Source organism: Marinobacter sp. LM1, from assembly GCF_042763285.1.
GTDB lineage: Bacteria > Pseudomonadota > Gammaproteobacteria > Pseudomonadales > Oleiphilaceae > Marinobacter > Marinobacter nauticus.
Genome location: NZ_CP114373.1, coordinates 2,570,027 through 2,585,172 on the forward strand (window position 1 = coordinate 2,570,027; position 15,146 = coordinate 2,585,172).

A 15,146-nucleotide genomic window follows, 5' to 3' on the forward strand; every position below is an offset into this window, starting at 1 on the left:
ATTTAGCGTTCTGGCAGCTTCATGATACCATCTGTGCGATCGACGGCTGGGTGAAAAATCAGCCAGTAACTTTGGCTCCAGTTGCCCGGCCGATCGCAGCCCAATAAGACGCAGCTTTAAGGAGCTCAAGTTTGGACCTTCAACTTTCCAGCCGAGTACAGGCGATCAAGCCTTCCCCCACCCTCGCAGTTACCAATAAAGCCGCTGAACTCCGTGCGGCCGGCCAGGACATTATTGGCCTCGGTGCTGGCGAGCCTGACTTCGACACCCCCGATCACATCAAACAGGCGGCTATCGACGCCATCAACAACGGCCAGACCAAGTACACCGCCGTGGATGGTACGCCCGCACTGAAGAAAGCGATTATTGCGAAGTTCAAACGGGACAACGGCCTGGAATACGAAGCCAACCAGATACTGGTAAGCAGTGGTGGCAAACAGAGCTTTTTCAACCTCGCTCTGGCAACATTGAACGAAGGTGACGAGGCCATCATTCCCGCGCCCTACTGGGTTTCCTACCCGGATATGGTATTGGTGGCCGAAGGCAAGCCGGTGATCATCGAAACCACCGCAGAGACCCGCTTCAAGATCACTCCGGATCAGTTGGAAAGCGCCATTACCGAGCGCACCCGTCTGTTCGTGATCAACAGCCCGTCCAACCCCAGCGGCATGGCATACACCATCGAAGAGCTGCAGGCCATTGGTGAGGTGCTGAAGAAGCACCCGAACATCATGATTGCCACCGACGACATGTACGAGCCGATCCTGTGGACTGGCAAGCCGTTCTGCAACATCCTGAACGCCTGCCCGGAGCTGTATGACCGCACCTTCGTACTGAACGGTGTCTCCAAGGCCTACTCCATGACTGGCTGGCGCATCGGCTATGCCGCTGGCCCGACAAAAATCATCGGTGCCATGAAGAAGATCCAGTCCCAGAGCACCTCGAACCCCTGCTCTATCTCCCAGGCCGCCGCAACAGCCGCTCTGGATGGAGATCAGGCGTGCGTGGGCGAGATGGTCAAGGCTTTCAGGGAACGCCACGACTGGCTGGTAGCGGCCCTGAACAAGCTGCCTGGTGTGGACTGCCTGAACGGCGACGGCACGTTTTATGTCTTCCCGAGCTTCCAGGGTGCAATCGATGCCACTGACGGCGTGAGCACCGATGTGGAATTCGCCGAGAAGCTGCTGACCGAAGCCGGCGTTGCGCTGGTTCCGGGCTCTGCGTTTGGCTGCCCGGGGCACATGCGGCTGAGCTTTGCCACCAGCATGGATAACCTGCAGAAGGCGGTCGAGCGTTTGCAGAAGGCTCTTGGCTAAAATTTTAAGCTGAGGGGTTGACGGGGCGGTATGGCCAACATAATATACGCGCCTCGTCACACGACGACGTTCCCCGATAGCTCAGTTGGTAGAGCAACGGACTGTTAATCCGTTTGTCGCTGGTTCGAGCCCAGCTCGGGGAGCCACTATTTCGAAAGCCCGCTAGTTCTCTGAATTAGCGGGCTTTTTTCGTTAGACCTCGTATTCGTATAATCGCCTGCCGGGCACGGACGGGTGTCGCTCCCGAAAATGTCGGAGGCCATGGATGGCCGGAGAGAAGCGCACATGGATGTGCTTGTAGCGGTTTTCGGGAGCGACACCCGTCCGTGCCCTACCCGCCAAACCGGAAAGCTAGGGACAGGACCCGAAACGGGGGAGAAACTTAGACCGCTACGACCTCAGCGTGAATGGATTCCAATGCAGCCAAGGGATCCGGCGCCTGGGTAATCGGGCGACCAATCACCAGGTAGTCAGATCCAGCCTTAAGGGCATCGGTCGGGGTCATAATGCGTTGCTGGTCGCCTTTGTCGGCGGTTAGTGGCCGGATTCCCGGCGTGATCAGTTGGAAGTCACTGCCCTGCTCCGCTTTCAGACGCGGGGCTTCCTGAGCCGAGCAAACCACGCCGTCCAGGCCGCTGTTTTTGGTCAGGGTTGCCAGACGGGAAACATGGGCTTCTGCCGAACTTGCTATACCGATACCAGCAAGGTCCTCGTCAGACATGCTGGTCAACACGGTAACCGCGATCAGGAGCGGGCGATCATTGCCGAACGATTCCAGGCGCTCTCGGCAGGCTACCATCATCTTCTCGCCCCCTGAGGCATGCACATTCACCATCCACACGCCCAGCTCTGCAGCGGCAGCCACAGCAGCCGAGGTGGTATTGGGAATATCGTGAAACTTCAGATCCAGGAAGATATCAAACCCGCGACTCTGGAGCGCTTTTACCAGATCCGGGCCTGAGCGCGTAAACAGTTCCTTGCCCACTTTCAGGCGGCATTTTGCCGGATCAAGCTGATCTGCCAGGGCCAAGGCGGGATTCTGGGAAGGAAAGTCGAGCGCGACGATGATTTTCGGGTCGTTCAGGTTTTGCACGTTCAGGTTCCTGGGTAGAAAGGTAATCGGGATGGGTCAAAGCGAGGTTATTCCGCCTCTACGCCCTGAATGGGACGCACGGTTTCCCACTGTTTGCAGCTTGGGCACAGCCAGTGTAACTGTTGGCCGGAGAATCCGCAGCTTACGCAACGATAGACCGGGCGGTTGGCGAGAATCAGGTGCCCTATTCTGCTGACAAGGCGCCCTTCATCAGTGGTCATGCCTTTTTCATAGCCCGCCATCTCCACCAACCGCAAAAGCCCTCGCACGGAGGGCCTGGTCTCCAGCTCCATGCGCAGTAGATCAATGGCCGCCGGCCGGCCGGAGGAACGCTCAACTGACTCCACCAGGGCCAGCAGCAGGCTGGTACTGGGATACTGCTCATAGAGCTTGCGAAGCTTTTTATAAAGGCGTGAAACATCACCATGCTCACGCTCCAGCTTCATCAATCGGTCTATCGCTTCCGGACCGAACTCCGGATTCTGATCGAAAATTTTCAGGGACTGGTTTGCCGCCTCCCGAAAATTGCCCTGCCGAATCTGGAGCTTCATCAGCAGCAGGGTTGCCCGCACACAGGAGCGGTCGTAATCCAGCGCTTCTTTCGCCAGCTTCTGCGCTGTCCAGCGGTCGTCGTTACGGCTCAGGGCGCCATCAGACAATTCGCAGGTAATGTAGGCCAGCGCCTTGAAGGTAGCAGGATCCGCATCACTACGAGTGAGGGTTTTTGCGACCTGGGCCGCTTTCTCCCACTCTCTCTCCTGCTGATAGAGCTCGATCAACGCAATGGCTGAGCGGCGCCCGTACTCACGATCGCCCATCAGCTGGTGAAACAGTGCTTCGGCCCGGTCGAGCAATCCGGCATTCAGATAGTCCATTGCCAGTTCCTGGGTAACCTGGGGCGAATAACGGGCCGGCAGCTCAGGCCTGGCAAGAAGATTCTGGTGAATCAGAATGGCGCGGTCTGTCTCTCCCTTGTTCCGGAAATGGCTGCCAATGGAGAGATGCAAGCTGACGGTGTCTTTGTTGACGGCAAGGGATTGAACGAAGTTATCGACGGCCTGATCAGAGTAGTTGGTAAAGAGAAACTGCAGACGGTCCCGAACGGAATCCTCGTCCATAATGGCTCGGGAGGCGCGGCCAGAGCGGTTTCCGTATCGACCTACAGCCCAGCCAGCGGCAACGGCCGCCGTCAGAAGCAGCCACTGAAACAGCATGTCCATCAAAGTGCCCGGTCGTTTTGTGCCCTGGATTTTTCGAGTGCGTGCTCTGTCCGCTCAAGACGCTTCTGCAGATGACGGCGCGATACAGACGTCCGGACGGTAGCCATGGTAGTCACAAGCACCCCAACCAGCGCACCAATCACAAACGCCATGATGATCCAGACAGCAACGCCATGGGGCTGGGTTTCGAACAACAGGAAGTTGAGCGAGACCGCCATCTGATTATTCAGGGAAAACACCAGCGCCAGAAGAATCAGAACCAGAACCAGCAAGGTAATTAGGATCTTCCGCAGTCCTGCCATGTCTTAAGCGCTCCCAACGGGTCAGATGCCCGGTATGTGAGGTTTCGTGTGTTAATTGCCTTCTCGGGGCCTCAGAAACCTTTTTTCATGCTGTCGTTGACCTGCTCTCGCAGCTCTTTGCCGGGCTTGAAGTGCGGCACAAACTTGGCTGGCAGTTGCACGGCGTCTCCGGTTTTCGGGTTACGACCGGTGCGGGCAGCCCGATGATGCAGGGAAAAACTGCCAAATCCACGGATCTCAATTCGCTGGCCATCGGCAAGGGATTGAGACATATGCTCGATGATGCTTTTCACCGCGAGCTCAACATCCTTTACGGAGAGCTGAGTCTGCTTCGACGCGATCAGTTCAACCAGTTCGGACTTCGTCATGAGGCTTTTCCCTCTGTCATTATTATTCCGCAGCAAATTACCGGGTTCCAATGCCTCTAGTTTAGCCAAACCAGAAAAAAACACAAAAAAAACGGGCTCTTAGAGCCCGTTTTTTTGATACCAACCGGAAACTTAGTCCTTGTTAGCGTTCTGCTGCTGCATCTGCTCCTTGATCAGGTCACCGATAGTGGTGGCACCTGAGGATTCTGCAGCCTTACTGCGTACGTTTTCCAGGGCCTGTTTGTCGTCCTCAACGTCTTTGGACTTGACAGACAGGTTGATCACGCGGTTTTTGCGATCGATGCTGATGATCTTCGCTTCAACTTCTTCGCCTTCCTTCAGAACGTTACGCGCGTCTTCTACGCGGTCACGGCTGATTTCAGAGGCTTTCAGTACCGCTTCAACTTCTTCGTTCAGGGCAATGGTGGCGCCTTTAGCGTCAACCGCAGATACGGTGCCCTTAACGATGGAGCCCTTGTCGTTCAGCTGAACGAACTCGGCAAACGGATCGCTTTCCAGCTGTTTGATGCCCAGGGAGATGCGCTCACGCTCTGGATCAACAGACAGGATAACGGTTTCAACTTCGTCGCCCTTCTTGTATTCGCGAACGGCTTCTTCGCCAGTCTCGTTCCAGCTGATGTCAGACAGGTGAACCAGACCATCGATGCCACCGTCCAGGCCGATGAAGATACCGAAGTCCGTGATGGACTTGATCTTGCCGGAGATACGGTCGCCCTTGTTGAAGTTGCTGGAGAAATCTTCCCACGGGTTGGCAACGCACTGCTTGATGCCCAGAGAGATACGACGACGCTCTTCGTCAATATCCAGGATCATCACTTCTACTTCGTCACCTACCTGAACAACCTTGGACGGATGGATGTTCTTGTTGGTCCAATCCATTTCGGATACGTGGACCAGACCTTCAACACCCTCTTCCAGCTCGGCAAAGCAGCCGTAGTCGGTCAGGTTGGTTACGCGAGCAGTAACCTTGGAACCTTCCGGGTAACGACCTTTGATGTCGACCCAGGGATCTTCGCCCAGCTGCTTCAGACCCAGAGACACACGGTTGCGCTCACGGTCAAACTTCAGGACTTTAACATTGATTTCGTCGCCCACATTCACGATTTCGCTCGGATGCTTGATGCGCTTCCAGGCCATATCAGTGATGTGCAGCAGGCCGTCAACACCGCCCAGGTCTACGAATGCACCGTAGTCGGTCAGGTTCTTGACGATACCCTTGATTTCCAGACCTTCGGTCAAGGTTTCCAGCAGAGCTTCACGCTGCTCGCTGTTTTCAGCTTCCAGAACGGCGCGGCGGGAAACAACCACGTTGTTACGCTTCTGGTCCAGCTTGATAACCTTGAATTCAAGCTCTTTGTTCTCCAGGTGCGCAGTGTCGCGAACCGGACGAACGTCTACCAGGGAACCCGGCAGGAAGGCACGGATGCCGGCCAGATCAACAGTGAAACCACCTTTGACCTTGCCATTGATAATACCCTTGACCACTTCTTCAGCTTCGAAGGACTTCTCGAGAACCTTCCACGCTTCAGCGCGCTTGGCCTTTTCACGGGACAGACGGGTTTCACCGAAACCGTCTTCAACTGCATCGAGAGCCACATCGACAACATCGCCGACAGCTACTTCCAACTCGCCTTTTTCGTTCAGGAACTGGGAGGCGGGGATAACGCCTTCGGACTTCAGTCCGGCGTTAACGGTGACCCAGTCGTTGTCGACGTCAACTACGGTTCCCTGGACGATGGAACCCGGTTGCATGTCAATTTCTTTTAGACTTTCTTCAAAAAGATCCGCAAAGCTCTCGCTCATTATGTGCCCTATATGATCAACGCAAGTGTGCTCCGTGTCACCAGCAACACGGTCTGTTAACGATGTCCGGAATCAGCCAGCGGCTGGCAGAGTACGCTGTTCCGGCATTTCAACGACAAAAAGGTGTAGTCAGGCCTGACCTGCTGCGGCCATACACCTGTCTAACACCTCTTCGATACTCAAACCCGTAGAATCAATGACTTGCGCATCATCTGCAGGCTTGAGGGGGGCCGCAGAACGGTTCATATCCCGCTCGTCACGTACCCGTATCTCCTCTAAAAGGGCGTCAATGTTAACATCGACACCTGCTTCCTTCAACTGATTGTAGCGCCTGCGGGCCCGCTCCTCGGCACTGGCGGTCAGGAAGATTTTGACCGGTGCATCCGGAAAGACCACCGTACCCATATCGCGGCCATCGGCCACCAGCCCGGGCGCCACCCGGAAATCCCGCTGGCGCTGCAACAAGGCATCGCGTACCGGTTGCATGACGGCGACTTTTGACGCGTTATCACCGCAGGTCTCGGTGCGGATTTCGGAGGTAACATCTTCCCCGGCCAACAGAACCTTCGCAGGCTCACCCGGAGGCGTCGGCATGAACGCAACATCGAGCCCTGCGGCAACCCGAACCAGTGCCGGCTCGTCGTCCAGCGCAACCCCCTGGCGGGCAGCCGCCAGGGCCGTCAGCCGATACAAGGCACCACTGTCGAGCAGATGCCAGCCCAGTTTGCGGGCCAACATCTGGGTAACGGTACCCTTGCCAGAACCGCCCGGGCCGTCAACCGTAATTACCGGTGCCTTGCTATCACTCATCAATCACTACCTTCTGCGTTAATTCGAATACCTGTCTGCAATGCCAGATCAACAAAGCCCGGGAACGATGTGGCCACGTTGGCGCAATCGTTGATCCGGATGTCTCCGGTTGCGCGCAATGATGCCACCGCAAACGACATGGAAATGCGATGATCACCATGGCTTTCCACGGTACCGCCACCGATTTCCTGGCCGCCATCGATGATGATGCCATCCGGTGTTACGGTGGTTTCCACACCCAGAGCGGCAAGACCGTCCGCCATAACCTGGATACGGTCACTCTCTTTCACCCGAAGCTCCTCCGCGCCGCGCAAAACAGTGCGCCCTTCCGCGCAGGCAGCGGCGATAAACAGTACCGGGAACTCGTCAATGGCCAGCGGCACCTGCTCTTCCGGAATGTCGATGCCCTTCAGACGGGCTGACTGCACCCGAAGATCGGCTACCGGCTCTCCACCGATGACCTTCTCATTGAGCACTTCAATGTTGGCCCCCATCTGGTTCAGGATATTGATCACGCCGACACGGGTGGGGTTCATGCCCACATGGCGAAGCGTCAGGTCAGAATCTTCGGCAATACTGGCCGCCACCAGGAAAAACGCCGCGGAGGAAATATCAGCCGGCACATCAATGGCGCAGGCGGACAGTTTGCCTCCACCGGTGACACTGGCGGTCGCTCCGTCCCGATGAACGTGGTAACCGAAACCCTCCAGCATGCGCTCGGTATGATCCCGGGTTGGCGCCGGCTCGGTCACCGAGGTAACACCCTCAGCGTAGAGTCCCGCCAGCAGCAGGCAGGATTTCACCTGGGCACTGGCCACCGGCATTTCGTAATGAATGCCCGTGAGTGCATGTCCACCCCGAATCTTCAACGGCGGCCGACCACCCTCACCGGTGTCGATGACCGCTCCCATGGCACGCAGTGGATCTGCCACGCGCCCCATAGGCCGCTTCGACAAACTGGCATCGCCCGTGAGCTCAGAATCGAAGGGCTGAGCGGCCAGCAATCCGGCAAACAGGCGCATGGCCGTACCCGAGTTACCCAGATACAACGGGCCACGGGGCGCCTGCAGGCCTTTCATACCGACGCCGTGAATGCGCACAAAACCGTCATCCGGACCTTCGATGGTGACGCCCATATCCCGGAACGCCTGCAGGGTGGCAAGACTGTCCTCCCCCTCCAGGAAGCCCTTCACTTCGGTTGTCCCCTCAGCCAGGGCACCGAGCATGATGGAACGGTGAGACATGGATTTGTCGCCCGGAACCCGGATGTCACCTTTCACGGTGCCGCCCGGCTGCATTTGGAAAGTCACCTGTTTATCGCTGTTGTTAGTCACGTACGCCTGTCCTGAAAGCATTTTGGAAAAATGTTCCCGCGCCGCCTTGGCGCGGCTGAAAACCCGGAGCAACGTAGGACCATCACCATTGGCAATGGCAGTACGGAGCTGATCCAGATCTTCGGTAAAATGATCAATTACCCGGAGCACGGCATCCCGATTGGAGAGAAAAATGTCGTGCCACATCACCGGATCGCTCGCGGCAATCCGGGTAAAATCACGGAACCCACCTGCGGCATAGCGGAAGATATCCATATTCTCATCTTCGCCCGCCAGAGTGTCTACCAGCGAAAAAGCGATCAGATGGGGTAAATGGCTGGTGGCCGCGAGCACCTCATCGTGATACCCCACCGACATGGTAAGCACGGTCGCACCGGCACCTTCCCAGACGGTCCGCAAACGCTTCAGGCCGTCCTGGTCGGCATTTTGCGCCGGCGTCAGGATTACCTTGTGATTGGCAAAGAGATCGGGCCGGGCCGCACGGATACCGCTCTTTTCGGAACCGGCGATGGGATGGCCGGGTATCACCCAGGGCGGCAGTTCTCCGAATACCGCCTCCACATCGGCAACAAAACTGGACTTGGTACTGCCCACATCAGAAAGAATGGCGCCCTCTTCGATGACGGGCCGAATTTGTTCCAGCACCGCACGGGTGGCCCGCACCGGAACGGCCAACACCACCAGATCACTGCCCTTTACGGCCTGCTCAATGGAATCCGCAGCCTCGTCAATTACACCCAGTTCAACGCCGAGAGCCAGTTCATCCTGTCGGGTATCAAAGCCGCTCACCGTACCCGCAAGCCGTTGCGTGCGGATGGCGCTGGCCAGAGATCCACCGATCAGCCCCAACCCGATAACCGCAACCCTACGAAAAGGCGCACTCGGAACTGTCACTTCACGCCCCCAACCCTGCTGACGCCAATGCCTCAGCCAGCGCCTCGAGAAAACGTTCATTCTCTTGCGGAAGGCCAACCGAAACGCGCAGGTGGCGGGGCATGCCATAACCGGCAACCGGGCGCACAATCACGCCATGGGCCAACAAGGCCTGATAGATACCGGCGGCGGGCTCACCCACTTCCACGGCAATAAAGTTGCCGGCCGAGGGGATGTAAGAAAGTCCCATGCGATCGAAGCCTTCCGCCAGTTGCCGCAGGCCGGCTTCGTTCACCTCCCGGGATTTCTGCAGATAGGCCTCGTCCTCAAGAACTGCTGTGGCCGCCGCCAGGGCAACGGTATCGACATTGAATGGCTGGCGAACCCGGTTCAGGATGTCCGCAATGGCGGGAGAACTGATGCTGTAACCCACTCGCAACGCTGCAAGCCCCCACGCCTTGGAAAAGGTGCGGCAGACAATCAGGTTCGGGTATTTGTCCAGCAGCCGAATACCATCCGGGTACTCGTCACCAACAAGGTATTCGCAGTAGGCTTCATCCAGAACAACCAAAACCTGTTCAGGGATACGATCCAGAAACGCTTCAATCGCATCGGCGGTGTGCACGGTACCGGTGGGATTATTCGGATTAGCAACAAACACCAGCTTGGTGCGCTCGGTCACCGCATCGGCCATGGCATCCAGATCGTGCCCCCAATCTTTTGCAGGCACCGCCACACCTCGGGCGCCAATCGCCTGGGTTACCAGCGGGTAAACCGCGAAGGCATACTGGGAGAATACCACTTCACTATCAGCGTCGGCGAAACACCGGGCAATGACTTCCAGCACATCGTTGGAACCATTACCGAGGGTAATCTGGCTCATGTCTACGCCAAAGCGACGGGCCAGAGCCTGCTTCAAATCAAAGCCATTGCCATCCGGGTACAGGCACATTTCATCGAGGGCATTTCGGGCGGCGGACAACGCCTTCTCACTGGGCCCCAGCGGGTTCTCATTGCTGGCCAGCTTGATGATCTCCGACGCATTCAATCCCAGCTCCCGGGCCAGTTCATCAATAGGCTTGCCGGGCTGGTACGGAGACAGAGCCTGAACACCTTTTACCGCAAGACTCTGGTAATCCACTGCCATTGAACTCTCCTCAGGATCGACATTCGAAATCAAAGTACGCCGATGGGATAGGACCCCAGGCGCTTCAGCTCCACGGCCTCTTCATCAATTTCAGCCAGCACCTTGCTGATCCTGTCATCCTGCATGTGACCTTCGAAATCAATGTAGAAAACATAAGCCCAGGTGCCACTGGGCGAAGGCCGCGTTTCAATCCGTGTCAGACTGATGCCATGGCGATGGAACGGCTCAAGCAGCTGATACAGAGCGCCCGGCTTGTTGCGCATGGAGACCAGAATCGAGGACTTGTCATGGCCACTGGCCGGCACTTCTTCCCGCCCAATGATCAGGAAGCGGGTGGTATTGTCCGGGCGATCCTCGATGCTGTTAGCCAGCTTTTCCAGGCCGTACAGCTCCGCCGCCATATCCCCTGCAATCGCCGCAGCACCTGGCTCCTCTGCCGCGCGGCGCGCCGCCTCGGCATTGCTGGAAACGGTAATCCGCTCAATGCCATAGCGGTGTGTATCCAGCCACTGCCTGCACTGGGCGAACGACTGTTGATGGGAATAGATGCGGGTAATTTCCTCATCTTTGTGCTTCGGCGATACCAGCAGATGATGATGAATGCGAAGCTGAACCTCACCGCAGATTTTCAACGGCGAAGACATGAACATATCCAGGGTGTGATTGATCATACCCTCAGTGGAATTCTCCACCGGCACCACACCGTAATGCGCCGCACCGGACTCCACCTCGCGGAATACCGCATCAATCGCAGGCAGCGGCACGCTGACGACAGAGTGGCCGAAGTGTTTGAGCGCCGCCGCCTGGGTGAAGGTGCCAACCGGGCCCAGGAAGGCAATATGCATGGGCTTTTCCAGCGCCAGGCAAGCCGACATGATCTCACGGAACAGCCGCGCCATTTCTTCAGCGGGCAAAGGCCCCGGGTTCTTTTCCTTGATCCGGCGCAGCACCTGAGCTTCCCGCTCAGGCCGGTAAAAGAACACATCTTCACCGGGATTGGCCGCCATTTTGACATGGGCCACTTCCTGCGCACATTTCGCCCGCGCACTGATCAGCTCCATGATCTGCTGATCGAGGGCGTCGATCTCTTCCCTTAGCTCCCCCAGGCGGGTCTTCTCATCCGTCATGATCAGCCGCGCTCCTTCGCAAATTCCGCCATGTAGTCGATCAGTGCGTCGACACCTTCTTCCGGCATGGCGTTGTAGATGCTGGCACGCATACCACCGACCGAACGGTGGCCCTGCAGGTTGAGCAGATGCCGGGCTTCAGCGCCTTTCAGAAATTCAGCATTAAGCGCATCATCGGCCAGAGTGAACGGTACGTTCATCCAGGAGCGGAAGCGTGGTTCAATGGGGTTGGCGTAGAAATCGTTGCCATCAATGAAACCATACAGCTTCTTTGCTTTCCGGGCGTTCATCTCGCCCATGGCTTGAACACCGCCCTGCTCTTTCAGCCACTTGAACACCAGCCCGGACAGGTACCAGGAATAGGTCGCCGGGGTGTTGTACATGGAGCCGTTATCGGAGATGACCTGATAGTTCATCATGGTCGGCGTCTCTTTCCGGGCCTTACCCAGGAGATCCTTACGGATAATTACCACCACCAGGCCCGAGGGGCCGATGTTCTTCTGGGCGCCGGCATAGATCAGACCGAATTTGCTGATATCCAGCGGCCGGGATAGCATGGTGGAAGACATATCCGCCACCAGCGGCACATTGCCACTGTCCGGAATAAAATCGTATTCCAGACCACCGATGGTTTCGTTCGGCGTGTAATGCAGGTAAGCGGCATCGGCGCTGGTGTTCCAGGCGGACTGATCCGGAATGGTGGTAAACCCGCTATCTTCAGAGCTCGCAACCACATTCACATTACCGTAGCGCTTGGCTTCGGCAATGGCCTTTTTCGACCAGATACCGGTGTTCACATAATCGGCCGAGGTCTTGTCACCAAGCAGATTCAGCGGGATGGTCGAGAACTGGCTGGAAGCTCCACCCTGCATGAAGAGTACGGCGTAATCATCTGAAATACCGGCCAATTCACGGAGATCCTTCTCAGCCGCTTCTGCGATGGCAACAAACTCATCGCTGCGATGGCTCATCTCCATCACTGACATGCCAGTGCCACGCCAATCGAGCATTTCGCTCTGGGCCTGCTTCAGCACAGCTTCCGGCAAGGTGGCCGGACCAGCACAGAAATTGAACGCCCTGCTCATTCTTCTGTTTCCTCGCCTTCCACTTCTTCTTCATCATCGGATTCTGCAATCCGCTCCACACCCACCAGGCGCTCATCTTCCTGGGCCAGACGGATCAGACGCACGCCCTGAGTGTTCCGGCTCAGCACCGACACCTCATCAGTGCGGGTTCGCACCAGGGTGCCCTTGTCGGAGATCAGCATCATCTGATCGCCTTCAAACAGTTGCAGTGCGGTCACCAGATTACCGTTACGCTCGGAGCACTGCATGGCGATAACGCCCTGGCTACCACGGCTGTAGGCCGGGAATTCATCAATGGCCGTGCGCTTGCCGTAACCATGCTCACTGGCGGTCAGAATCACACCGCCTTCCTGCGGAATGATCAGGGACACGACATGGTGGCCTTCCGGCATTTTGATACCGCGGACACCACGAGCCGTCCGGCTCATCGGGCGAACCTGCTCTTCCTGGAAGCGCACCGCTTTACCGGCACTGGAAAACAGCATCACTTCGGCAGAACCATCGGTAATGGCGGCACCAATCAGGGTGTCACCCTCATCGAGATTCAGGGCAATCAGGCCACTGCTGCGCGGGCGCGAGAAGTTCGGCAGCGGTGTCTTCTTGACCACACCGGCCGAGGTGGCCATCAGCACAAACTGGTCTTCCGGGTAGTCACGTACCGGCAGGAAGGTAGTAATGCGCTCTCCTTCGTCCAGCGGCAGGATGTTGACCATGGGCCGGCCACGGGAGCCGCGGCTGCCACGGGGAATCTCGAACACCCGCAGCCAGTACACCTTACCCTTGTTGGAGAAGCACAGAATGGTGTCGTGGGAATTCGCCACCAGCAGCTTCTCGATAAAGTCTTCGTCCTTCATCGACGTTGCCGCTTTACCCCGGCCACCACGGCGCTGGGCCTGGTAATCCTCAACGGCCTGGGTCTTGGCATAGCCACTGTGGGAAATAGTCACCACCAGATCTTCTTCGTCGATCAGGTCTGCAATGGTCAGGTCGCGACGAGAGCTGGTGATCTCAGTGCGGCGCTCATCGCCATACTGGCTGACAATCTCTGCCAGTTCGTCACGAATCACCTGCATCAGACGCTCGGGATCACCCAGGATATCCAGCAGATCGGCAATCTTCTCCAGGATTTCCTTGTACTCGTTCTGGAGCTTTTCGGTTTCCAGACCGGTCAGGCGGTGCAGTCGCAGATCCAGAATCGCCTGGGCCTGCTCCGGCGACAGGTGGTACAGGCCGTCTCGCAGGCCATAGATCTCGGGCAGGTCGTCCGGACGACAAGCATCCTCACCGGCACGCTCCAGCATGGCCAGTACGTCACCAGGTGCCCAGCCCTTGTCCATCAGCTTTTCTTTCGCTTCTGCGGCGGAGGGCGACTGTTTGATCAACTCGATGATTTCATCAATGTTGGCCAGGGCAACGGTGAGACCTTCCAGAATATGGCCCCGCTCACGAGCCTTGCGCAGCTCATAAATGGTGCGGCGGGTGACCACCTCCCGACGATGACGCACAAACGCATCGAGCATTTCTTTCAGGTTCAGGGTCTTGGGCTCGCCGTTGATCAGCGCCACCATGTTGATACCGAACACGGTTTCCAGCTGAGTCTGGGCGAACAGATTGTTGATGATCACATCCGGGTTCTCGCCCCGGCGCAATTCGATCACAACCCGGATACCTTCCTTGTTCGATTCATCACGCAGCTCGGAGATACCCTCCAGGCGCTTTTCCTTCACCAGTTCCGCGATCTTCTCGATCAGACGGGCCTTGTTCAGCTGGTAAGGCAGCTCGGTGATGATGATGGATTCGCGGCCGGTCTTCTTGTCCTGCTCAATCTCGTGGCGGGCACGGATATAAATGCGGCCACGTCCTGTGCGGTATGCTTCCACGATACCGGCACGGCCATTGATGATGCCCTGGGTGGGGAAGTCCGGGCCCGGGATGAATTCCATCAGCTCATCGACCGTGAGATCCGGGTTATCGATCAGTGCCAGGCAGCCGTTCACCACTTCCGTCAGGTTGTGGGGCGGAATATTGGTGGCCATACCCACGGCAATACCGGAGGAACCGTTTACCAGCAAATTGGGCACACGGGTCGGCAGAACTTCCGGGATACGCTCGGTGCCGTCGTAGTTATCAACGTAATCGACGGTTTCCTTGTCGAGATCCGCCAGCAGCGAATGGGCGATCTTCTCCATGCGGATTTCGGTGTAACGCATGGCGGCGGCATTGTCGCCGTCGATGGAACCGAAGTTACCCTGGCCGTCTACCAGCGGATAGCGCAGGGAGAATGGCTGGGCCATTCGAACGATGGTGTCGTATACCGCAGAGTCACCGTGGGGGTGATATTTACCGATAACGTCACCCACCACACGGGCAGACTTCTTGTAGGCCTTGTTCCAGTCGTTACCCAACTCGGACATGGCGAACAGCACCCGGCGGTGTACCGGCTTCAGGCCGTCCCGGACATCGGGTAATGCCCGGCCAACGATAACGCTCATGGCGTAATCGAGGTAGGACTGTTTCAACTCGTCTTCAATATTGACCGGCAGGATCTCTTTGGCTAACTCACCCATCGAGAAAGGTTCCTTTGCGTTATCTGGAAGTCGTTCCGGGGCCGTTTCCGGGCCCCGTCTTTATTCTTCAACAAGCCGCC

General features: G+C 57.2%; 12 protein-coding genes and 1 tRNA gene. 2 read left to right on the forward strand and 11 right to left on the reverse strand.

What is annotated here, in order from left to right:
* The first annotated feature begins 131 nt into the window (after positions 1-131).
* Both OZ656_RS12085 and OZ656_RS12090 read left to right on the forward strand, forming a co-directional pair.
* Positions 132-1,316, forward strand: coding sequence for a pyridoxal phosphate-dependent aminotransferase (locus OZ656_RS12085; RefSeq protein WP_278350861.1), 1,185 nt, complete (start codon positions 132-134; stop codon positions 1,314-1,316).
* A gap of 70 nt (positions 1,317-1,386) precedes the next feature.
* A tRNA-Asn gene (locus tag OZ656_RS12090) sits at positions 1,387-1,462 on the forward strand.
* A 236-nt stretch (positions 1,463-1,698) separates the two neighbouring features.
* On the opposite strand, the gene pyrF is transcribed toward OZ656_RS12090, so the two are convergent.
* The 11 genes from pyrF to gyrA all read right to left on the reverse strand — a co-directional run bounded on the left by pyrF (position 1,699) and on the right by gyrA (position 15,066).
* Positions 1,699-2,409 (reverse strand): orotidine-5'-phosphate decarboxylase, encoded by a 711-nt coding sequence (pyrF, locus tag OZ656_RS12095; protein WP_011784541.1) that lies wholly within the window; start codon positions 2,407-2,409, stop codon positions 1,699-1,701.
* Between the two features lie 47 nt (positions 2,410-2,456).
* Positions 2,457-3,629, reverse strand: coding sequence for a lipopolysaccharide assembly protein LapB (gene lapB / locus OZ656_RS12100; protein WP_011784540.1), 1,173 nt, complete (start codon positions 3,627-3,629; stop codon positions 2,457-2,459).
* A complete protein-coding gene (locus OZ656_RS12105; protein ID WP_011784539.1) occupies positions 3,629-3,931 on the reverse strand; it encodes a LapA family protein in 303 nt (100 codons plus the stop codon). The genes lapB and OZ656_RS12105 overlap by 1 nt, the downstream gene beginning before the upstream one ends.
* A 71-nt stretch (positions 3,932-4,002) precedes the next feature.
* Positions 4,003-4,299 (reverse strand): integration host factor subunit beta, encoded by a 297-nt coding sequence (locus tag OZ656_RS12110; protein ID WP_011784538.1) that lies wholly within the window; start codon positions 4,297-4,299, stop codon positions 4,003-4,005.
* Positions 4,300-4,431: 132 nt separating this feature from the next.
* On the reverse strand, positions 4,432-6,123 hold the full coding sequence (gene rpsA / locus OZ656_RS12115) for a 30S ribosomal protein S1 (protein ID WP_011784537.1): 1,692 nt from the start codon (positions 6,121-6,123) through the stop codon (positions 4,432-4,434).
* Positions 6,124-6,252: 129 nt separating this feature from the next.
* Complete coding sequence (gene cmk, locus OZ656_RS12120) at positions 6,253-6,933, reverse strand: (d)CMP kinase (protein ID WP_023011099.1); 681 nt, start codon at positions 6,931-6,933, stop codon at positions 6,253-6,255.
* A complete protein-coding gene (locus OZ656_RS12125; protein WP_379944528.1) occupies positions 6,933-9,161 on the reverse strand; it encodes a bifunctional prephenate dehydrogenase/3-phosphoshikimate 1-carboxyvinyltransferase in 2,229 nt (742 codons plus the stop codon). Before OZ656_RS12125 ends, cmk begins: the two co-directional genes overlap by 1 nt.
* Before the next feature lies 1 nt (position 9,162).
* Positions 9,163-10,287 (reverse strand): histidinol-phosphate transaminase, encoded by a 1,125-nt coding sequence (gene hisC / locus OZ656_RS12130; RefSeq protein WP_379944529.1) that lies wholly within the window; start codon positions 10,285-10,287, stop codon positions 9,163-9,165.
* A 29-nt stretch (positions 10,288-10,316) separates the two neighbouring features.
* Entirely contained in the window at positions 10,317-11,414 is a 1,098-nt protein-coding gene (gene pheA / locus OZ656_RS12135) for a prephenate dehydratase (protein WP_379944530.1), read from the reverse strand.
* A 2-nt stretch (positions 11,415-11,416) separates the two neighbouring features.
* Positions 11,417-12,499 carry a 3-phosphoserine/phosphohydroxythreonine transaminase gene (gene serC, locus OZ656_RS12140; protein WP_199451791.1) on the reverse strand — a complete coding sequence of 361 codons (1,083 nt, stop codon included), beginning with the start codon at positions 12,497-12,499 and terminating at the stop codon, positions 11,417-11,419.
* A complete protein-coding gene (gene gyrA / locus OZ656_RS12145) occupies positions 12,496-15,066 on the reverse strand; it encodes a DNA gyrase subunit A (RefSeq protein ID WP_199451790.1) in 2,571 nt (856 codons plus the stop codon). The genes serC and gyrA overlap by 4 nt, the downstream gene beginning before the upstream one ends.
* Positions 15,067-15,146: the final 80 nt, after the last annotated feature.

What these genes read in the sequence shown, in the direction of transcription:
- cmk (WP_023011099.1), bottom strand. Translation starts at nt 6,933, where the DNA reads ATGAGTGATAGCAAGGCACCGGTAATTACGGTTGACGGCCCGGGCGGT.
- OZ656_RS12105 (WP_011784539.1), bottom strand. Translation starts at nt 3,931, where the DNA reads ATGGCAGGACTGCGGAAGATCCTAATTACCTTGCTGGTTCTGGTTCTG.
- pheA (WP_379944530.1), bottom strand. Translation starts at nt 11,414, where the DNA reads ATGACGGATGAGAAGACCCGCCTGGGGGAGCTAAGGGAAGAGATCGAC.
- rpsA (WP_011784537.1), bottom strand. Translation starts at nt 6,123, where the DNA reads ATGAGCGAGAGCTTTGCGGATCTTTTTGAAGAAAGTCTAAAAGAAATT.
- hisC (WP_379944529.1), bottom strand. Translation starts at nt 10,287, where the DNA reads ATGGCAGTGGATTACCAGAGTCTTGCGGTAAAAGGTGTTCAGGCTCTG.
- serC (WP_199451791.1), bottom strand. Translation starts at nt 12,499, where the DNA reads ATGAGCAGGGCGTTCAATTTCTGTGCTGGTCCGGCCACCTTGCCGGAA.
- OZ656_RS12110 (WP_011784538.1), bottom strand. Translation starts at nt 4,299, where the DNA reads ATGACGAAGTCCGAACTGGTTGAACTGATCGCGTCGAAGCAGACTCAG.
- lapB (WP_011784540.1), bottom strand. Translation starts at nt 3,629, where the DNA reads ATGGACATGCTGTTTCAGTGGCTGCTTCTGACGGCGGCCGTTGCCGCT.
- gyrA (WP_199451790.1), bottom strand. Translation starts at nt 15,066, where the DNA reads ATGGGTGAGTTAGCCAAAGAGATCCTGCCGGTCAATATTGAAGACGAG.